Below are 21,235 nucleotides of genomic sequence, written 5' to 3'. Positions count from 1 at the left end.
GCATTATAAAATGCACTTATTTTGACAAGAAAAGACCTAAAATAACCGATAATTCTAAGAAATAATAAGTTTAAGTCTATTTTAACTAACACAGATAGCCCCAAAAAAGTTTTACCGGACAGCAATATTTTATAATGCTTACAGTTTGAAACTGAAAACCAAGCCCCAGGATGAGTAAAACGGCTGCAATACCGATGGATAAAGAGATACAGAGCTTTCAGTTAATTTTTACCGGACAGCAATAATTTAAAAGCTTGCCTTTTGCACTCCAATTCATGACCTTTGGCAATGCAAAAGCTTACCTTTTACGGAGCAAAAGCTAAGCTTTGGACAAATGAATGAAGAAAATTTAGGACATTACTGCCACAAAGGAACAAAAAAACAACTGAGATTGCCGGTTTTTCAGAAGCCCTTTATCCTGAGATTGCGTACTTGTGGGTGAGGAAAAATTCTGTTTTCAGAGAGCTTCCACTGTAATGCTTCGTAGTTATAAAAACGGAATAAAATAGTTTCTAATGACCGCTTTGGTTACAAACGAGCGAATTGTAAATATTCATTATTACTTCTTTTCCTTGTCTCTTTTTAAAAGCTGTAGAGAAACCCTAACGATGCAAATTCTTTCAATTGCCAATAGCCGTGCTTCTCATCGCGGACGACACCATCATCAAATCTTGGATAGATGAAGATTTGAGCACTAATATACTTATTAAACTTGAACGTAAACGTATTCTCCCACTCCAACTCAGAACGTTCATAGCTGGTATAGCCGTATAATCGGGTCTTCCAACTCAACATTTCCATCAACTGCCAGCGCAAATCTAACGTAAATTCCGATCCAAAATCATGCTTTATATGCCTACCTTCTTCAAGTCCCAATCGCATTGCCAATCGTTTTAGGCGGGTATATTTCATGTTGTAGGCTATCGGGGCAAGATGGATGTTCCCCTTTAGTTTATGTTTCAACCAATCCACACTATAATCCATACCTAAGGACAAGTTAAGATTGAAAGGAGCAAGGAAATCAGCATAAAGAGAGGGGTCGTTAGAACGATAGGAATGGGTGAACTGTGAATAGGCTATCAGTTGAGTGGCATAATACCACCGCTTATTGGCTTGTACGCCAAATTTGGATGTTACTCGGAACAAGTCCTCTGTCGTTTTGAAATTATGCAGAGAATCGGATTTACTACTTTGCAATCCGAACTTCAATTCCAAGCGATTATCCCATTTTATCTTTTGTTTGTTGTTGAAATTTGCTTCCATCAATACAGAAGTCAACGCGGAATAATTACTTTCTCCACCTTGATACCAATTACCGGAAATGTAATTCTGCAAAATCTGCAAAGAGTAATCTCCCTTGTAAGTCCAAAAGTTGGGCTTCAATACCATAACCTTTACGGGCGCAGAGGTAGCTTCGACTGGTAACGGTGCTTCCTTTTCTACAATCTCCACATCGTGTCGGATGGGCTTTTCAACATCTACCAAGGTGGCACGCTGGTTATGCAACTCACGATCAGTGGTACGTACCAAAAAGGGAGATTTCATATAAATCTCCAATAAATACTTGTCGCTTTCCGGTTCGGAATTTGGATAGAGAGAAAATAAATTATCAATCACCTCTCTATAATAAGTGGTGGGTAAAAATATTCTCGCCTGCTCCGTTGCACTCATTTTATATTCCTCAGATATGGAAGCAGATGATTCGAACAACTTCTGTCTCAGTATGAGAAGAGAATCCGTATAGGCTGCCAGCATAGAGGTATCTTTCTTTACCAAGTTCTCATGAACAGAAAAGCCTGTCATTTGCGCATGGGAATTTATAGTGAGATAAGTAAGTAGAAATATCAAAAAGAATTTACGCATCATGCAACCTGAATTATTTTGCGTACAAACTTACACAAAAAAAGTCATAAACAGATGATTGTCGTCATAAAATATGTTTTCATCACAAAAACAAGGCAATCGTAATGCACCCATGAGGACAAACAGGTTAGGCTTTTAGGAGAAACCGGAGTGGTTGCCATATTTTAATACTTTTAGATAGAAAAAACAGGCTATCATAGGTACTTATTCATAGTTTTTTACTAACTTTGCAAACTATTAAGGTGTAAAAAACAACCCAGTACAAATTAAAATATATTTATAATCGTGGCTGAAACAAAATATATCTTCGTTACCGGTGGTGTGGTATCTTCTCTCGGTAAAGGTATCATCTCATCTTCAATAGGAAAACTTCTTCAAGCAAGAGGTTATAATATCACTATCCAAAAGTTTGACCCATATATCAATATCGACCCGGGGACATTAAATCCCTACGAGCATGGTGAATGTTATGTAACCGCAGATGGCATGGAAACCGACCTTGATCTCGGACACTACGAAAGATTTACAGGCATACAAACCACGAAATCGAACTCCATGACTACAGGTCGCATCTACAAAAGCGTTATTGACAAAGAGCGTCGCGGAGACTATTTGGGTAAAACCATTCAAGTGGTACCCCATATCACGGATGAAATAAAAAGGAATATTAAGCTGTTAGGGAAGAAATACCATTACGATTTTGTCATTACTGAAATCGGAGGAACCATCGGCGATATAGAGTCGGCTCCATTCCTCGAGGCCATCCGCCAACTGAAATGGGAATTGGGGAAAAATGCTATCAATATTCACCTTACATATATCCCCTATTTACAGGCTGCCGGAGAACTGAAAACAAAACCAACTCAGCACAGTGTAAAGGAACTGCAAAGTGTGGGCATTCAACCGGACATATTGGTTCTCAGAACTGACAAGCACTTGGATATTGACATCCGCAAGAAAGTAGCGGCATTTTGTAACGTTGATTTAGACAGTGTCGTGCAGAGCGAAAACCTGCCAAGTATCTATGAAGTACCCGTAAATATGCAAAATCAAGGGCTCGACGCTGCCATACTTCGCAAATGTGGCGAGGAAGTAAAACCGGCTCCGGAGTTAGGACCATGGAAATCGTTCCTTGAACGCCAACGTAAAGCAACAGAAAAAGTAACCATAGGCTTGGTTGGAAAATACGATTTGCAGGATGCGTACAAGAGCATTCGGGAAAGTCTGCTTCAGGCAGGAGTGTATAATGACCACAAGACCGTTATCAAATTTGTCAATTCGGAAAATCTCACAGAGAAGAATGTAGCCGAACAGCTTAAAGGACTTGACGGTGTGGTGATATGTCCGGGATTTGGACAGAGAGGAATAGAAGGCAAGGTGATTGCCGCTCATTATACGAGAACCAACGACATTCCTACTTTCGGTATTTGTTTGGGAATGCAGATGATGGTAATAGAATTTGCTCGCAACGTTTTGGGATATAAGAATGCCAATTCACGTGAAATGGATGAGAAGACCCAATACAACGTAATTGACATCATGGAGGAACAAAAAAACATCACCAACATGGGGGGGACCATGCGCTTGGGAGCATACGAGTGCGCCTTGAAACAAAATTCAAAAACACTCAACATCTATAAACAAGAGTTCATACAAGAACGACACAGACACAGATACGAATTCAACAACGAATACGAAAAGGAATACGAAAAGAACGGTATGATGTGCGTGGGAAGAAACCCGGAATGCGAACTAATCGAAATCGTTGAAATACCATCACTGAAATGGTACATTGGAACACAATTCCACCCGGAATATCAATCAACCGTATTAAAGCCACATCCGCTTTTCCTCAATTTCATTAAGACAGCAATAGAAAACAAGAAAAACAATGGATAAAAACACTATCATTGGGTTTGTACTGATAGCTTTAGTACTTTTTGGCTTCGCATGGTGGCAGCAACCCTCTACCGAAGAACTCGAACAACAACGAATTGAACTGAAAAAGGACTCTATCGCAAACGCGAAAAAAGCACAGAAAGCCAAGAAACTCGCAACACAAAAAGCAAACAAGCAAGTAGAAACAGCTGAAGACTCCACAGGCTTGTTTCATACTGCCTTAAAAGGGTTAGCTCAAGAAATTACCTTGAGAAATAATAAGGTAGAACTGACATTCAACACTAAAGGGGGTATCGTAAAGAAAGCCGTAATAAAGAATTATGTCGGGCATAATCTGTCGGTTAAAGACGGTTCGAAAGACGTCAATGACGTTACTCTATTTAGTGGAGATGACCAAAACCTGAACTTCATGTTGCCTACAAAAGAAGACAACATAGAGACACAAAATTTATATTTTCTCCCCTCTAACGTCTCTGATTCCACACTTACACTGACCGCTGCCGATGGAAAAGGAAAAACGATTACGCTCAATTATAAACTTGAAAAGGATTACTTACTGAAACTTGATGTCCGAACTTCGGGAATGGCAGGTCTGTTCAAGCCAGGTGAAAATCAACTTCTCGTTGAATGGAACGACAAATGTAGGCAGCAGGAACGCGGATTTACATTTGAAAATCGCTATGCCACACTGACTTACAAGAAGAAAGAAGGAAGCACCGACTACTTGAGCGAAACTGCAGAGAAAGAAGAAACAGCAGAAGAAGCGCTCGACTGGGTGGCTTTCAAAAATCAATTCTTCTCAGCGGTAATCATGTCAAAGGATGGGTTTGCAAAAGGTGCAAAACTGAAGAGCATCCCTCAAGAAAAAGGTTCGCAATATTTAAAACAATATCATGCGAATATGGCTACCGCCTTTGATCCTACAGGGAATAAAACATCAGAGTTCAAACTTTATTTCGGTCCAAATGATTTCCGTTTGTTAAATAACATCGGCACAGAAAGAACCTTTGGGAAAGATATGGATATGCAACGTCTTGTATATCTTGGCTGGCCATTGTTCCGAATTATCAACCGATGGTTCACCATTTATGTATTCGATTGGCTAAGCAAAGTATTCCCAATGGGAATCGTCCTCATCCTGATAACTTTACTATTGAAAGTTATTACCTACCCAATGGTGAAAAAGAGCTACATGAGTTCGGCAAAAATGCGCGTGCTCAAGCCGAAACTCGATGAAGCAACAAAACAATACAACAAGCCTGAAGATCAAATGCAAAAGCAACAGGCGATGATGCAAATGTATTCGGAATACGGAGTCAGTCCACTATCGGGCTGCTTGCCCATGTTAATCCAAATGCCTATCTGGATTGCTATGTTCAACTTCGTACCAAACGCCATTGAACTTCGTGGCGAAAGTTTCTTGTGGATGAACGACTTAAGTACATACGACCCCATCATCAGTTGGAAGCATAATGTATGGATGATAGGCGACCATATATCACTGACGTGTATCCTATTCTGTTCGGCAAACATCCTGTATTCATGGTTCACGATGCAACAGCAAAAAGACCAAATGGTAGGACAACAAGCTGACCAAATGAAGGTAATGCAATGGATGATGTATCTCATGCCTCTCTTCTTCTTCTTCATGTTCAATGATTACTCTTCGGGGCTGAATTTCTATTACTTCGTTTCCTTATTTTTCTCTGCCGCAATCATGTGGACGTTGAGAAGAACAACAGACGACGAGAAGCTTTTGCAACTCTTGGAAGCTCGCAGGAAAGAAAACAAGAAGAATCCGAAGAAACAAAGTGGACTTGCCGCACGTATGCAGGCTTTGCAGGAAATGCAAAAGAAGCAACAGGAAGAGTTGAAAAGAAAACAAAACGAACTAAACCGAAAAAAAAGATAATAACTATGAACAAAAGCATTTCAATTGCAATCGCGGCAACATTACTTATGAACAGCGGAATTGCAAATGCCCAAGAAGTGAACATTGGGAAAAACAACATCACGCTTAGTGGTGATGTAATGACCCCGGAAACATTGTGGGCAATGGGTAGAATTGGTACAGCTCAAGCTTCTCCGGACGGAAGTAAGATAGTTTATCAAGTGGGTTACTACAGTGTAAAAGAAAACAAAGGACATCAAGTTATTTGCGTGATGGACGCAGATGGAAAGAATGTTCGCCAACTCACAACTTCTGCAAAGAGCGAGAGCAGTCCTACATGGTTGGACAATTCGACCATCGCCTATCTCCTTGATGGTCAGGTATGGACAATGGACAGCAATGGAACCAACAAGAAACAGCTTTCCAATTCCAAGACTGAGATTGAAGGCTTTCTCTTCTCTCCCGACAGACAAAAAGTGATACTCATAAAGAGTTTACCTTATTATGGTACCATCAAGAAAAACCCCACTGACTTACCAAAGGCCTCCGGAATGGTCATTACAGACATGAACTATCGCCATTGGGATCATTATGTGGAAACTATCGCACATCCTTTCTTGGCAACTATCTCCACAGTGGGTATCAGCGAAGGCACGGACATTTTGGAAGGCGAACCTTATGAGAGTCCATTGGCTCCTTTCGGTGGCATCGAACAAATAGATTGGAGCAAGGATTCAAAGTCCATAGCATACACATGCCGCAAGAAAGAGGGAGTTCAATATGCCATCTCAACCGATGCAGACATCTATCTCTACAATATTGACACGAAGAAGACTGTAAACCTTTGCAAACCGGAAGGATACGTCTCACCACAAGTAGATGCTACAAAGAGCTTGAGAAATCAATCCGTTAATCATCAAAGCGGAGACATGAATGTTGGTTACGATGTTAATCCCAAGTTCTCACCCGATGGAAAACACATCGCATGGCAGAGTATGAAAAACGATGGCTATGAGAGTGATAGAAACCGACTTTGCGTTTATGAATTGGCAACCGGCAAGAAGACTTACGTTACTGAAGCATTCGACTCTAACGTAGATGACTATGTATGGGCTCCGAACTCTAAAGAACTGTATTTCATTGGTTGTTGGCACGCGACCATTAATGCTTACCGTACCAACTTAAAAGGAGAGGTAAAGCAGCTTACCGATGGAAAACACAACTATGTTTCCATTTCTCTTCTTGGTAATTCAGGAAAGAAACTACTCGGACTGCGCCAAAGCATGTCGCAAGCTAACGAAATCTTTGCCATTACACCGGCAAAGAAAGAGAAAGCAAGCCAACAAACACAACTCAGTTTTGAAAACAAACACATCTATGATCAGCTTGCTTTGGGCAATGTTACCGACCGTTGGGTAAAAACTACCGATGGAAAAGACATGCAAGTATGGATTATCACTCCACCGCACTTTGATCCTTCTAAGAAATATCCCACATTATTATATTGTGAAGGAGGTCCACAGAGTCCGGTATCACAATTTTGGAGCTATCGTTGGAACTTCCAAATCATGGCAGCTCATGGCTATGTCATCGTTGCCCCCAACCGTCGTGGGCTTCCCGGCTACGGCAGTGAGTGGAACGAAGAAATTAGTCGAGATTGGACCGGTCAGTGTATGAAAGACTATCTCTCTGCCATTGATGATGCGGCAACCAACCTTCCCTTTGTTGATAAAGAAAGATTGGGCGCGGTAGGTGCTTCTTTTGGAGGGTTCTCCGTATACTATTTGGCCGGACATCACAACAAACGTTTCAAGTGTTTCATTTCTCACGATGGTGCTTTCAATCTTCAGGCAATGTACACCGAGACAGAAGAGGCATGGTTTAGCAATTGGGAATATGATGATGCTTATTGGAACACTGACCAGACGGAAGCCGCTAAGAAAACTTATGCCAACAGTCCGCACTTGAATATTGACAAATGGGACACCCCTATTCTTTGCATTCATGGAGAAAAGGATTACAGAATCAACGCCACACAAGGCATGAGCGCGTTCAACGCAGCCAGAATGAAAGGCATTCCGGCAGAACTGCTACTCTTCCCCGATGAAAATCACTGGGTATTAAAACCACAAAATGGTATTCTTTGGCAACGCACATTCTTCAACTGGCTGGATCGCTGGCTAAAAAAATAATAGTAGATAAGCATTGAGGCTTCAGCCTCAATGCTTATCATCAAAAATTTGAAAACATTTAATTTACCTAACTTCATTATGACTGAACAAATCAAAACATTAAGAGATTCGGCAGCAATGCGTTGGACAGCTCTTCTGCTCCTTTCCTTCGCTATGTTTTGCGCCTACATCTTCGTTGACATTCTCTCCCCCATCAAAGACCTGATGCTCGAACAGAGAGGATGGGATTCTACGGCATTTGGCACCATGCAGGGTTCCGAAACCTTCCTCAACGTATGGATTTTCTTCCTCATTTTTGCCGGTATCATCCTTGATAAAATGGGAGTTCGCTTCACCGCCGTGTTGTCCGGATGCGTGATGCTTACCGGAGCTTTAATCAAGTATTATGCCATTAGCGAGACATTCATCGGTTCCGGAATAGCAAACTGGTTCACGGAAAATCTCAACTACATCCCGGGCTTCGATGAAATGGGTGTATCACCATTCTACGCCGGAATGCCTGCATCTGCTAAAGTGGCTGCCATTGGTTTCATGATTTTCGGTTGTGGAACCGAGATGGCAGGTATCATGGTTTCGCGTGGTATCGTAAAATGGTTCAAAGGACGCGAAATGGCATTGGCAATGGGTTCCGAAATGGCTTTTGCACGTTTGGGAGTTGCCACTTGCATGATTTTCTCGCCTTTCTTTGCCAAGTTTGGTGGACACATCGACGTATCGCGCTCAGTAGCATTTGGCGTGGTGCTCATCTGCATTGCCCTGATGATGTTTGTGGTTTACTTCTTCATGGATAAGAAGCTCGATTCTCAGACCGGTGAAGCGGAAGAGAAGGATGACCCATTCAAGATCAGCGACCTCGGACAAATTCTCACCAGTATGGGTTTCTGGTTGGTAGCCTTACTCTGCGTGCTCTATTATTCCGCTATTTTCCCATTCCAGAAATACGCGGTAAACATGCTTCAGTGCAATCTTACGTTCAAAGACATTCCTGCTGACTCGTTTTGGGCTTCTCCCAGTGTTACTTTCACTCAATATTTCATCATGCTGATAGTAGCCGGAACAGCTTTCGGCTTCAACTTCATGAAGAAGAAGAGCTTAAAGTACACGCTGATGGTCATCTCCGTGATATCCCTCATAGCTTATTGCTACATGGGATATATGCGCCAGTCCGCCGAATCCATCTTTGCCGTATTCCCACTCTTGGCAGTAGGCATCACTCCAATCCTTGGCAACTACGTTGACCATAAGGGCAAGGCAGCTTCCATGCTCATCTTGGGTTCCATCCTTTTGATCGCCTGCCACCTCACCTTTGCTTTTGTACTTCCAATATTCAAGTCAAGTCAGGTAGGTGGAGTCGTAGTGGCTTATCTCACTATCCTTGTATTGGGAGCATCCTTCTCGTTAGTGCCCGCATCCTTGTGGCCAAGTGTCCCCAAACTGGTCGATGCAAAAATCATCGGTTCTGCTTATGCCCTGATTTTTTGGATACAGAACATCGGACTATGGCTCTTCCCAATGATTATTGGCAAGGTGCTTGACGCGACGAATGTAGGTATCAAAGACCCAACGAAATACGATTATACCTATCCGTTGCTGATGCTGGCAGGCTTGGGTGTCGTAGCCTTGTTCATCGGACTGATACTTAAGATTGTGGATAAGAAGAAACATCTCGGACTTGAAGAGCCGAACATTGCCGCATAAAAAAAGAATAAGACATAAGTTCGCTGACAGTTAGTTTAGTCTGTGAACAGACACTTCATAAGAGGAAATGCAGGAAGCGTTTCCTCTTTTTTATTGTAGGTAGGTGATATTAAGTATTACCCCGATTAAACCCAAATCGATCATTAGGATTTCCCGGCATTGTATGGCTGTGAGAAATCCTTTATCTTTTCCAATGGTGTCCTGAATGATTTTGTGGAAGCCCCATGCAAGGTTGCATCAAATCATGAGACTTAGTGTGTATTGTTCCAATGTCGGATAGCACCAATCTTCTCATGTCGTCATTCGTATTCAGGTGATGGCAAACAAACGCTTGATAGTGAACATTCGACCCGACCATCACCACGAAATTATATTACAAAAACAGAGATAGAGATACGCTTCGTAAACTATTGATAATCAAGATGATATTAATCGCGATTTAAAAGCTTAGCTTTTGCACTCCAATTCATGACCTTTTGCATTGCAAAAGCTTACCTTTTACGGAGCAAAAGCTAAGTTTTGGATAGATGAATGAAGAAAATTTAGGACGTTATTGAACTTTTCTCATATAAGATGAGAAGGATTTTCGCGTTTTCAATGACTTGGTTAAATATAGAGTATGCTTGGTTTTTGTTAAGCCGTTTGTGCATAGAGAGTGTGGTTATCAACATATATCATTTAGTCATTATTCAGGGGGTGAAGAACCACTTTCTACCAATTTTCGAAGAGTTCCAAACCAAGTTTTATGCCGAAGCCTTCGAAATGTTTTGGAGAGAAGCCCGTAAAAATTCCCATCGAAAATACGCGAGTGGTAAAACCATAGCCTATTTCTGTGTAAGGCGATAGCTTTTGTATGCCCAAACTACTGGCATACAGACGTTCTTTTTCAATGATTCTACCGAAGTAGGGCATCCACGTGAGTAGAAGCAATGGACTTTCGTAGGTTAAGTTGAAGCGCATGTAAAAGTCGGAAGCGTTGTACCAGTTAGGATTCAACAATTCGAACTCTCCCGACCAATCGTCATACCATCCGTGAGGAATGTAATTTTCTTTAAAATTGGAATAGTCGAGGAATTGTGTTTCTCCGCGTTTATCAAGATAGAAGCCCAATCCTCCACGTAGCGATAAGGAGCGCAGGCAGGGGAGGTGATGAATATATTGGCCGTCGAACTCCATTTTGTCGTAACGAAAGTTGCCTCCAAATATTTTCATGGCGTGTTCGTATTGAGAAGTAAAGACAAGGGGATAATCGTTGGTCAGCGGATACCATGAAACGGAAATGAATGGTGCGAACGATTTGTAGTTTGAAGTTCTTCCGGCTCGTTTAAATCCTTCTTTATCAACTGCCGAGCGTCGATGGATAATAAACCCCGACTTCATTCCCAAACGTTTGTTTATGATATCGTAGTTGAATGCCACCTTTGATTTTAAGTCCTTGAAATAGTCAAGGTTCATGGCATCCCAATTGATGGAATCGATGTTATCCACCTGTTTCACTTCATCTAACACTCTCGAATCCACTATCCTGTTGCCATTGGAAAACTCAAGTTCCACATAACCATTTCTTCGTTTATTGAAATTGTATCTTGAGGTGAATGTATAGAACAGTTTGCTTTCCCTAAAGGCATATCCCAATTTTACGCGACCGGAGAAATTGCTGTTGTTCGTCAGGTCATAACCACCCCTGAGGTCGAATTTATAGGTCAAGCCCTTTCTGTGATTATATCCCAAATACAAGGGATTCAAAAGTGGATTAATTCTAATCTTTCCTCTTTTGTCCACCGTACTTACATGAATTTTATGGAGCATGTTCTCGCCAAGGATGTTCCATAAGAAATTATTGCTGTCCGGTAAAACTTTTTTGGGGCTATCTGTGTTAGTTAAAATAGACTTAAACTTATTATTTCTTAGAATTATCGGTTATTTTAGGTCTTTTCTTGTCAAAATAAGTGCATTTTATAATGCTTACAGTTTGAAACTGAAAACCAAGCCCCAGGATGAGTAAAACGGCTGCAATACCGATGGATAAAGAGATACAGAGCTTTCAGTTAATTTTTACCGGACAGCAATAATAAGAAATATTTTATCCCTTTTCTCTTTTTCTTTGTTTTCGCAAGAGTATTCTTACTTTTGCTATTAATAGAATCGTATTCTGCCATTGTGGCAAGTTCCGTCATATTCAGTTTTATGGGACGCAAGCTGTTCATCAACTCTCTGTCTTCCGAGTTTTGTATTGTATCCGGCAAGGTAACCGGCAAATTGTAGTATGCATCGAAGGTGGCATGTAGGTGATTGCCGAAACTCTTGATGGATGAGAAGATGTGGCAGTTCGATGGATATAAGGTTTGGATGCCCTTTTCTCCCATCTTTCCTGAAACGGAGAAACGCACCATGTCGTATTCTCCCTCAAATTGAAAACTGATGATCCGACCCGTTATGCGGTTCACATTCAGCAATCCGTTTCTCAGCAATTGCGTGTTCTGAAGTTTGCTCTTAAAAGTAATGATGGCAAGACTGTCATTTATCATTTCTGTCTTGTAGCGGTAATATTTCCGGTTGGAGTTTCTGACGGGAGAGAGGATTCCATTCTTGAAAAGCTGGGTCTGATAAAGTTGCGGACTCAAATATTCCACAACATTGTTGAGTGTCTTGTGTCTGTGATAAATTGTGCTTATCAAGATGTTTTGAATAGTTTTTACGTTTTTCCTGTCATGAAATATCTGTTTGCTGTAACTTTCAAAGAAGAATTCTCTTTTCCCATCTCGCAACAGATAAAACATAGTGGGTATGGCGGCGAGCGTAAAGTTTCGACGTAGTATTTTTATATGCCCCTTCAAGTAGGTATTGCTCACAAGAGAGTCAGGGAAATCGCTAAGATAAGGTTCGGCATAATTCATCACCCGGCGCAACAACTGTCGATCGTAATCCCTCGCTCCCGCCGTCTGTACCGCGAAGAGAATCACTATCAGCATGAACGTAACCCGCTTGAGCTGCATGTTTTGTGAAAACCCTTTATTCATTTAGCAAACAAAAATACAAAATATTTTTTATTGATAGCGGTTTTTATGGGAAATGTAACAATAATTGCCCTTTGTTTTAGGTTTAGTAAAAAAAAGTTATATAGTTTGTGTGTGCGGTTGGAAAAACGTATCTTTGCAAGTGTAGCATTATTTTTAATTTCATAAGAACGTGAAGAATCTATATATAATTGTTTTATTTTCGCTCCTGCCTTTTGCTTCCATGGCTCAAGATATAGTGATTGGCTCCGTGGAATTGAAAGATGGGGGGAAATATCATGGTCAGCTATTTAGAGGAAAGCCCAATGGTAAGGGGAAAACCGTCTATAGAAATGGAGATGTTTACGAGGGAGAATACCAAAGAGGAAAACGACACGGAACCGGCACCTATACTTTCTCTGACGGAGAGAAGTATTCCGGGCAGTGGTTTCAAGACCAACAACATGGTCAGGGCGTTTTTACTTTTAAGAACGGCAATAAATATGACGGATTGTGGTACAAGGATTATCAGCATGGTCGGGGAAAGATGTACTATTACAACGGTGATGTCTATGATGGTGATTGGACGTTTGACAAGCGCGATGGGATGGGCAGGTACACCTTTGCCAATGGAGCGTATTATGACGGACAATGGAAGAATGATGTTAAAAGCGGACATGGGAAATTCTTTTGGCCTGATGGCTCTACGTTCACGGGGGATTGGATAAATAACGTGAAGGAGGGTAAAGGCATTTACCTTTATGCTGATGGTGATGAATACAATGGAAATTGGAAAAACGACCTGCAAAACGGTACGGGGATTTATAAGTTCAACAATGGAGACCGTTATGAGGGAGATTACTTGGATGGAGAACGCACCGGAGAAGGTATCATAAAATATAAGAACGGAGATTATTATGCCGGGCACTTCCTAAAAGGTTATAGGTCGGGACAGGGTACCATGTCTTGGAGAAATGGAGATGTATATACAGGAAACTGGGCCAATGATTTGCAAAATGGACAAGGCACATTGACAAAGAAAAACAAAGATGTGATAGAGGGACAGTTTCGCAATGGAAAAGTGGATGGGTTGGTTATTATACATTTCTCGGATGGCAGTAAATTTAAAGGAACCTATAGAGATGGGAAACGCATTGGCAGTGCCATTGAGATAAACGCAGAGGGTAAACGCTTCGAGGGCTTCTATAAAGATGACAAACGAGACGGTAAATTTATCGAGCGAGACAGAAATGGCAGGATAACCGCTGAAGGCTATTATGAGAACGGTTACAGACACAATAATTAACGCAAATGTTCCACTAACATATTATTTCCCATGCGAATGAAAAAAGTCAAGAACATATCAGCACAGAATAAAAATTTTCAGAAAGCTCGACAAGAGAATAACAAAGGTTTAATGGGGATTGTACAGAATGATCCTTATCTGCAACCTTTCAATGAAGCAATTAAAGGAAGACACGACCACGTTTCTTGGATGCTGAATCGCATTACAGAAAATGGGAAACTATCGCTCTCTGATTTCGCAAACGGTTATAATTATTTTGGCTTACACCAAACCATTGATGGGTGGGTATTTAGGGAGTGGGCTCCCAATGCCACCGACATTTTTCTCATTGGCGACTTTAATGATTGGAAAATCAATGAGGAATACCGCTGTAAAAAAATTGAAGGTACGCAGAATTGGGAACTTAAACTTGCCCCCGAAAAGATGTCTCACGGCAATTTGTATAAGATGTATGTGCGGTGGAACGGAGGAGAGGGAGAAAGAATTCCGGCATGGACTCAAAGAGTGGTGCAAGACAACAGAACAAAGATTTTCTCGGCGCAGGTGTGGTGTCCTGCCACTCCATACATTTGGAAGAACAAGAAGTTCCGACCGGAAACATCACCTTTGCTCATCTACGAATGTCATATCGGAATGTCGCAAGACGCCGAGAAAGTGGGAACCTATACAGAGTTTAAAAGCAATGTATTGCCCCGGATAGCAAAAGCCGGCTATAATGCCATTCAAATCATGGCAATACAAGAACATCCCTATTATGGAAGTTTTGGTTATCATGTGAGTTCTTTCTTCGCCGCCAGTTCCCGATTTGGAACTCCTGAAGAACTGAAGTCCTTGATAGATAAGGCTCACTCCTTGGGTATTGCCGTGATAATGGATATTGTCCATTCTCACGCAGTGAAGAACGAGGTGGAAGGTCTTGCCAATCTTGCCGGAGATCCGAACCAATATTTTTATCCGGGCGACCGACGCGAGCATCCGGCTTGGGATTCGCTGTGCTTTGATTACGGCAAGGACAATGTGTTACACTTCTTGCTATCCAATTGTAAATATTGGCTGGAGGAATATCATTTCGATGGCTTTCGCTTCGATGGCGTAACTTCAATGCTTTATTACAGCCACGGATTGGGAGAGACCTTTACCGGGTATGCAGACTATTTCAATGGTCATCAAGACGACAATGCCATCTGTTATCTGACGTTGGCAAATCTTCTCATTCATGAAGTGAATACAAGAGCCATAACCATCGCCGAAGAGGTTTCGGGTATGCCCGGATTGTCTGTACGGTATGCTGATGGTGGCTTTGGCTTCGATTATCGTATGGCAATGAATATTCCCGATTATTGGATAAAGACCATTAAGGAACTACCTGACGATAAGTGGAAGCCCTCTTCCATATTTTGGGAAATCACAAATCGACGTTCGGATGAGAAAACGATAGCTTATTGCGAATCGCATGATCAAGCATTGGTGGGCGATAAAACAATTATTTTCCGTTTGATAGATGCCGATATGTATTGGCATTTCAAGAAAGGAGACGAAACCGATATCGTTCGACGTGGCATTGCATTGCATAAGATGATACGACTTGCCACTGCTTCAACGATGAACGGCGGTTACCTTAACTTCATGGGCAATGAATTTGGGCATCCGGAATGGATTGATTTCCCCCGAGAGGGGAACGATTGGAGCCACAAATATGCTCGGAGACAGTGGAATTTGGTGGACAATAAAGAATTGTGCTATCATTATTTAGGGGATTTCGACAAAGATATGCTTCGAGTTATCAAGAGCCGGGAAAAATTTAATGAAACACCGGTAAAGGAAATATGGCACGATGACACCGATCAGATATTGGCTTATTGCAGAGGCGATTTACTATTTGTTTTCAACTTCTCCCCTTCCCATTCTTATCCCGATTATGGTTTTTTGGTGACTGAGGGAACATATCAGGTTGTTCTCAATACAGATAGCACATTGTATGGCGGATTTGGCTTTGCCGATGATAGCATGAAGCATATTACCAACGCGGATTCTCTGTATGCTCATCAACACAAAGGTTGGTTGAAGCTTTACATACCGGCACGCAGTGCAGTAGTACTTCGGAGAATGGTTTAATATTCCAATTAGCATGAATAACAGGCTTTTACGTATCATCGGTGGAACAATCTTCTGCGTCTTCAGCTTTTGTTACCTTTTCTTTTATCAAGGTGATGTCATGCGAATTACCCAGCACATTGTTTCAGGCGGACAAACCTCCTATTCGCCATGGTTGGGAGCCGTATTGATTACACTTGCTCTCCTTTTCTTGGCAATGGGAGTAAGGTTGCTGTTCAGTCTGAAGAAGTTGTCGGCTTTGGCTTATTTTCCTTCTGCCCTATTGCTTGCCTTAATCACTGACATAGATTCTCGTGCCACAACTCTTTTTCTACCAAACACACCATTATGGGTATTTATTGTTCTATTGATATTATTTATTCCGTTGATCATCTTCATAAGCAAACGTGAATCTCAATATTCATCTAACTATCTTTTCTTGCGCCAATTGTGGATGAACTTAGGAGTCCTGACCTTGCTGTTCCTATTAGTTTGCATCATGAGCAACCACGATAAGGGCTTCCATGATCGTGCGAAGATAGAAGCATTAATCAACGAGGGGAACTTCACAGCCGCATTGCAGGCTGCCAAAAGAATGGAAACGGCAGATTCTGTCAGTACCATGCTTATTTTATATTCCAATGCACGTCTGGGAACTCTTGCGGATAGTTTGTTTGAATATCCGCTGATGGGTGGTTCAAAGGTGCTGCAACCCGGGCGGATACACTCGCTTATGCAACCTGACAGCGTAATAAACAAGACTACACGGAGGTCTGCCAACTATCATTTAGCCGGTTTCCTCTTGGACAAGGACTTGCGAAACTTTGTAAAATATCTATCGCTCTATTATCCCACAGACAGCCTCCTGCCTCGATATTACCAAGAAGCGAAAGATATTTATCTTCATGGAGCCAACAAGAGCCAAGCCCAGAAAGGAAGTTACACTTACTATTATCTGCATTCTCCTCAATAAAAAAATTATTGCCGCTCTACTTAATCGACTCTTGTCGTTCTACTTAATCGACTCTTGCCGTTCTACTTAATCGACTTTTGCCGTTCTATCTAATCGACTCTTGCCGTTCTATCTAATCGACTACTGCCGTTCTATCTAATCGACTCTTGCCGTTCTATCTAATCGACTCTTGCCGTTCTATCTAATCCCCTTTGGTCGATTGGGTATTATTGCTGTCCGCAAAAAAAAATAAATTCCCCATAAAGCCATTCATGAATGCTTATGGGGAATTTGCATCTTTAGATGTTTATTGCACTTATCCGCAGCAGAACAAGATGATGAGTTGCGCCGCGAGGATTCTCAAGAACATGCTTAAGGGATAAACGGTGGAATAGCCGATTGCCGGTGCTTCACCGTTACATACAGAGTTGGCATAGGCAAGTGCGGGAGGGTCGGTGTATGTTCCCGCCAACATACCCATGATAGTAAAGTAGTTGAACTTGTATTTTAAGCGCGCAATGGATCCGATAATGAGTATCGGGATAATGGTAATCAGAAATCCGGTGTAAACATATTTCAGTCCGTCTCCCTGAACAACCGTTTCCCAGAAGCCATTGCCGGCCTTTATACCAACCGATGCAAGGAAAAGCGCAAGACCGAATTCACGGAGCATCATGTTTGCTGATGTCGTGGTATAGGTTACCAAGTGCATTCTATAACCAAATCTTCCCAAGAGAATAGCGATAATCAGAGGTCCGCCGGCTAAACCCAATTTCAAAGGAACGGGCATTCCGGGGACTGCCAATGGCAGGCTTCCGAATAATATACCTACCACGATTCCCACAAAGATGGTGGCAATATTGGGAGCATTCAATCGTTTCTGCGAGTTACCCATCATATCGGCAACACGTTCAACGTTTTCCTCCGGACCCACTACCATGATTTTATCTCCTACGTGGAAGTGGTGATTTCTTGAAGCAAAAAGATCCATTCCCTGTCGGCTGATACGCGTAACATTAACACCATAAACAGAGCTAAAGTGCATCTTGCCCAGTGTCTTACCGTTCATGGAACTGTTTGTTACGATAATTCTGCGGCTTACCATTGGCTGCTTCTGATCTTCCTCATGCCAGTTCGCATCAATTTGTGGCCCAATGAAAGCAGTAATGGCAGGAACATCAGCCTCAGCGCAAACTATCAATATCTCATCGCCCACCTCAAAGACGGTATCGCGCTTGGGAAGCGAAACAAGCCCATTGTGCATGATACGTGTACATACAATCTCACCTTTCAGGAAACTTGATATTTCTTCCAAAGTTCTTCCGGCAAGATAGGCATTATCCACCCTTAAATACATGGGATGGGGCTTTGCGTGTGGGTTTTCAGCTTCTTCACTTTCAAGTTTTTCATTTTCTTCTTCCAAGTTCACCTTACATATATATCTCACGGCGATGGTAGCTCCAATGATACCGACCACACCCAATGGATAGGCACACGCATAACCGGACGCGATGTCAAAGTTCGTCCCGTTGGCGAATACGCTCGACAATGCCTCTTTGGCGGCTCCAAGTCCGGGAGTGTTGGTTACGGCACCATACATCGTACCCACCATCATGGGAAGATTGGATGGATTGTTGGTGTCGAAAAAGATGTAATAACAAGCAAACATCACCAAGATGTTCAAGCCTATGGCCAAACACGACAGCATGTTTAATTTCAACCCTCCTTTACCAAAACTCTCAAAAAATCCCGGTCCTACTTGCAAACCTATCATGAATACAAAGAGGATTAAACCGAAATCCTGAAGGAATGTAAGGGTGGATACCGGGCCGGTGAAACCTACGTGCCCCGCAAGGATGCCTACAAATAGAATAAAAGTAACGCCAAGTGATATGCCTCCGATTTTGATTTTTCCCAAATAAACGCCGAAAGCAATCACCAAGGAATAGAGTAGCACGATATGAGCTACACTCTCCTGATTTGTAAATAAATTTATTAACCAGTCCATAAGTGTATTTTTAGCGAGCACAAAGGTATGTATTTTCTTGCACATTTGCTAACTTTTGTGTCATTAATTCATTCGTAATGGAAATATCCCCCTATTTTCAAGACAAAAGATTGATTTTCGTTTTATCGCATTCCTTTTTTCTCAACAATTCGTTGTAATCAAACTTTTTATTTAATTTTGCACTGTGATGAAGTATAGTGTTAAATGTAACAACTGCAATGAAGTGTTCATGGCAGAAACAGATAAATATGGGCAACAAAAATATCGCTGTCCGTATTGCGGTAACGTCGTAACTTGTCAATTCAATGAGCCGGAAGTTTTCCGAACCAAAGCACGTTCAATCATCCCCATCATTGATGCAGATGAGGTCGCCCCGACAGAAAGACAAATACCGGTTGCGACAACCGTGCTCTCCCACTCATCTTCCGCACAGGCTACAGGCGATGAGAGAGATGCCGATCATTCTACCGATTCAATAAGCCGGCATCGGGACGTGACCGAAAAGATACCCATGTTTTTTAATCATTCCACTTCTCGCCTGAAGCGTTTCCAAGATAAATATGCTGATGGTGATTTGTGGATTTTCTTTGGTTTCAGTTTCTTATTCGTCTTATTGGTCATTCTTAGTTTGTTTGTCATGTCGCAAGTGGTAAGTGGATTAGTGGACGGACAATCTTGGTTGTTTGAGAAATACATCAAGCTTAGAAATATGCTGTAAACCGATTTCTTTTCCATACCCTACACCCGATGCTTGCGATTCTTACAGATAAGTAGGTGTTCAAAAATAATTGCCACAATATTTTCGTTTAATTTTGAACACCTACTTAACTTTTTCTTCTTACTTGTCGTAATGCCGATGTCCCCATTTCATGCTCAACTTCATTCCAAGCAGAGAACAATTCCAAAAGCTAAGCGATTGCTTTCCAAAAGCTTAGCTTTTGGGATGTAAAAGCTTAGCTTTTGGAACGCGAAAGCTAAGCTTTGTCTTTTCCTGAATTCACTTGTCAGATCTGACGATGTATTTCTGTTTTACTTGTCAAATATTTTCTTGTTTACTGAATGACTTGACATTAACATTATATAGGTTAAATTTGAAGTCTGTGCACTTGTATAAAAGAAGATGGACAACACCTAAGTTCCGTCATATTTTCGGCAAGGTCTTAGGGGGCTCGATGCCCCCTGGGACCTTTGGTGAAGATGGCATAAGACCGTCGTTCGCCATATTTTCGGCGTTCCAAAGATACTTTATATTTTTCTTTTTTGCAAGCATTTATCTCTTTTTCCAAAGATTTCTCCCGGGCTGTTCGCCTCTATAGACATCCATCGGACATTTCATTCCTATGCTCATATGCGGTCGTCTGTAGTTGTAGAAGGCTATTGCCTTGGAGATTTCCATGTTGGCCTGGTCATAATCTCGGTACATCTCCTGCTGGTAAATCCACTCAACCTTAAAGGTTCCATTCGTCCTTTCCGCCACAGGATTGTCCGTAGGATTGTACCGTTCTGTCATACTAACCCTGATATGGTGGCACATAAGAGTTTCAACATATAGGTGGCAGGCGTATTGCGAACCTCTGTCAGAGTGGTGTATCGTTCCGCAGAGGTTGCCTCCTCCGGCTGCCTTAACTGCCATTAGCAATGCCTCCTTCGTATTTATAGCCTCCATGGTTTCGGATAAGCACCAGCCTATGACAGCATGTGAGTAAACATCTGTAATGAGATGGAGGTACAGGACGTTGCCGTAAATCCAAACGTAGGTTATGTCGGCTGCCCAAATGTGGTTAGCATACATTGCCGTAACACCTTGTACAAGATTAGGATACTTCCTATAAGGATGATTGGAGTCCGTTGTACGTCTTCGCTTGTTCTTGGGAAGCATAAGTCCTTCTGAAGCAAGTAGTTTTAAGAAGGAGTCGCGACCATGAGTAACATCTTCACCTAGCTCCGACTTGAGGAGGACGTGCAGTTTCACACCGCCTATCCCGGGACAGCAGGCACGATAGTAGAGTACATTGTCAACTATCAGTTTACGCCTTTGCCGCTCAGAAATCACAAGCTTGCTGCTTGCGTAATACCACTGGCGTTTCTTGCCAAACAGCCCACAGAGGAATTCCACGGATACACCGGGAAACTCCTCACGCAGCGCCGTTACTGTTTGGCACCATCTTTTTTTAAGATGCTGATACCCTCCTCGGATTCGGCTATCTCTATGAGTTTCTCATAGGCACGGCTGCGCATCTTCTCCAAAGACAATGCGTGTTGGAGGTTCACTATCTTCTGGCGCAATATCTCATTGTCTGTCAAATTCGTTTCTTTATGAGCCATACGATACCTCT

The 21,235-nt window shown here is 42.0% G+C and carries 13 protein-coding genes and 1 pseudogene; 8 read left to right on the top strand and 6 right to left on the bottom strand.

The annotated features are described in order from the left end of the window. Positions 1–582 precede the first annotated feature (582 nt). Positions 583–1,866 carry a DUF3078 domain-containing protein gene (locus E0E16_RS02015; RefSeq protein ID WP_376744098.1) on the bottom strand — a complete coding sequence of 428 codons (1,284 nt, stop codon included), beginning with the start codon at positions 1,864–1,866 and terminating at the stop codon, positions 583–585. A gap of 282 nt (positions 1,867–2,148) precedes the next feature. Here E0E16_RS02015 and pyrG point away from each other — a divergent pair, with 282 nt between their 5' ends. The 4 genes from pyrG (at position 2,149) to E0E16_RS01995 (ending at position 9,543) form a co-directional block, all read left to right on the top strand. Continuing rightward, entirely contained in the window at positions 2,149–3,762 is a 1,614-nt protein-coding gene (gene pyrG / locus E0E16_RS02010; RefSeq protein ID WP_130828604.1) for a CTP synthase, read from the top strand. Then, entirely contained in the window at positions 3,755–5,674 is a 1,920-nt protein-coding gene (gene yidC / locus E0E16_RS02005) for a membrane protein insertase YidC (protein ID WP_130828603.1), read from the top strand. Before pyrG ends, yidC begins: the two co-directional genes overlap by 8 nt. Before the next feature lie 5 nt (positions 5,675–5,679). Then, positions 5,680–7,845 carry a dipeptidyl-peptidase Dpp5 gene (dpp5, locus tag E0E16_RS02000; RefSeq protein ID WP_130828602.1) on the top strand — a complete coding sequence of 722 codons (2,166 nt, stop codon included), beginning with the start codon at positions 5,680–5,682 and terminating at the stop codon, positions 7,843–7,845. Positions 7,846–7,923: 78 nt separating this feature from the next. Then, positions 7,924–9,543 (top strand): MFS transporter, encoded by a 1,620-nt coding sequence (locus E0E16_RS01995; RefSeq protein WP_130828601.1) that lies wholly within the window; start codon positions 7,924–7,926, stop codon positions 9,541–9,543. A 711-nt stretch (positions 9,544–10,254) separates the two neighbouring features. Here E0E16_RS01995 and E0E16_RS01990 read toward each other — a convergent pair. Then, positions 10,255–11,352 carry a DUF5686 family C-terminal domain-containing protein gene (locus E0E16_RS01990; protein ID WP_130828600.1) on the bottom strand — a complete coding sequence of 366 codons (1,098 nt, stop codon included), beginning with the start codon at positions 11,350–11,352 and terminating at the stop codon, positions 10,255–10,257. 239 nt (positions 11,353–11,591) lie between these two features. Next, positions 11,592–12,563, bottom strand: coding sequence for a DUF5686 family protein (locus tag E0E16_RS01985; protein ID WP_130828599.1), 972 nt, complete (start codon positions 12,561–12,563; stop codon positions 11,592–11,594). Positions 12,564–12,732: 169 nt separating this feature from the next. Between E0E16_RS01985 and E0E16_RS01980 the strand changes: the two genes are divergently transcribed. The 3 genes from E0E16_RS01980 to E0E16_RS01970 all read left to right on the top strand — a co-directional run bounded on the left by E0E16_RS01980 (position 12,733) and on the right by E0E16_RS01970 (position 16,912). Beyond that, a complete protein-coding gene (locus tag E0E16_RS01980) occupies positions 12,733–13,845 on the top strand; it encodes a phosphatidylinositol-4-phosphate 5-kinase (RefSeq protein WP_130828598.1) in 1,113 nt (370 codons plus the stop codon). A gap of 111 nt (positions 13,846–13,956) precedes the next feature. Next, positions 13,957–15,960 carry an alpha amylase C-terminal domain-containing protein gene (locus tag E0E16_RS01975; RefSeq protein ID WP_240048134.1) on the top strand — a complete coding sequence of 668 codons (2,004 nt, stop codon included), beginning with the start codon at positions 13,957–13,959 and terminating at the stop codon, positions 15,958–15,960. A gap of 13 nt (positions 15,961–15,973) precedes the next feature. After that, positions 15,974–16,912 (top strand): hypothetical protein, encoded by a 939-nt coding sequence (locus E0E16_RS01970; protein WP_130828597.1) that lies wholly within the window; start codon positions 15,974–15,976, stop codon positions 16,910–16,912. 295 nt (positions 16,913–17,207) lie between these two features. On the opposite strand, the gene E0E16_RS01965 is transcribed toward E0E16_RS01970, so the two are convergent. Next, a complete protein-coding gene (locus tag E0E16_RS01965) occupies positions 17,208–18,899 on the bottom strand; it encodes a putative transporter (protein WP_130828596.1) in 1,692 nt (563 codons plus the stop codon). Positions 18,900–19,128: 229 nt separating this feature from the next. On the opposite strand from E0E16_RS01965, the gene E0E16_RS01960 reads away from it, so the two are divergent. Continuing rightward, a complete protein-coding gene (locus E0E16_RS01960; protein ID WP_130828595.1) occupies positions 19,129–19,617 on the top strand; it encodes a hypothetical protein in 489 nt (162 codons plus the stop codon). A 552-nt stretch (positions 19,618–20,169) separates the two neighbouring features. On the opposite strand, the gene E0E16_RS01955 is transcribed toward E0E16_RS01960, so the two are convergent. Both E0E16_RS01955 and E0E16_RS14115 read right to left on the bottom strand, forming a co-directional pair. Beyond that, complete coding sequence (locus E0E16_RS01955; RefSeq protein WP_240048166.1) at positions 20,170–21,015, bottom strand: IS3 family transposase; 846 nt, start codon at positions 21,013–21,015, stop codon at positions 20,170–20,172. Positions 21,016–21,047: 32 nt separating this feature from the next. Then, positions 21,048–21,235: pseudogene (locus tag E0E16_RS14115) on the bottom strand (hypothetical protein); the annotation flags it as partial.

Origin of the sequence: Prevotella rectalis, assembly GCF_900607215.1 — a bacterium.
Classification (GTDB): domain Bacteria; phylum Bacteroidota; class Bacteroidia; order Bacteroidales; family Bacteroidaceae; genus Prevotella; species Prevotella brunnea.
Note: the sequence above shows the minus strand (reverse complement) of the source record. Positions and strands in the feature narration are given on the sequence as shown.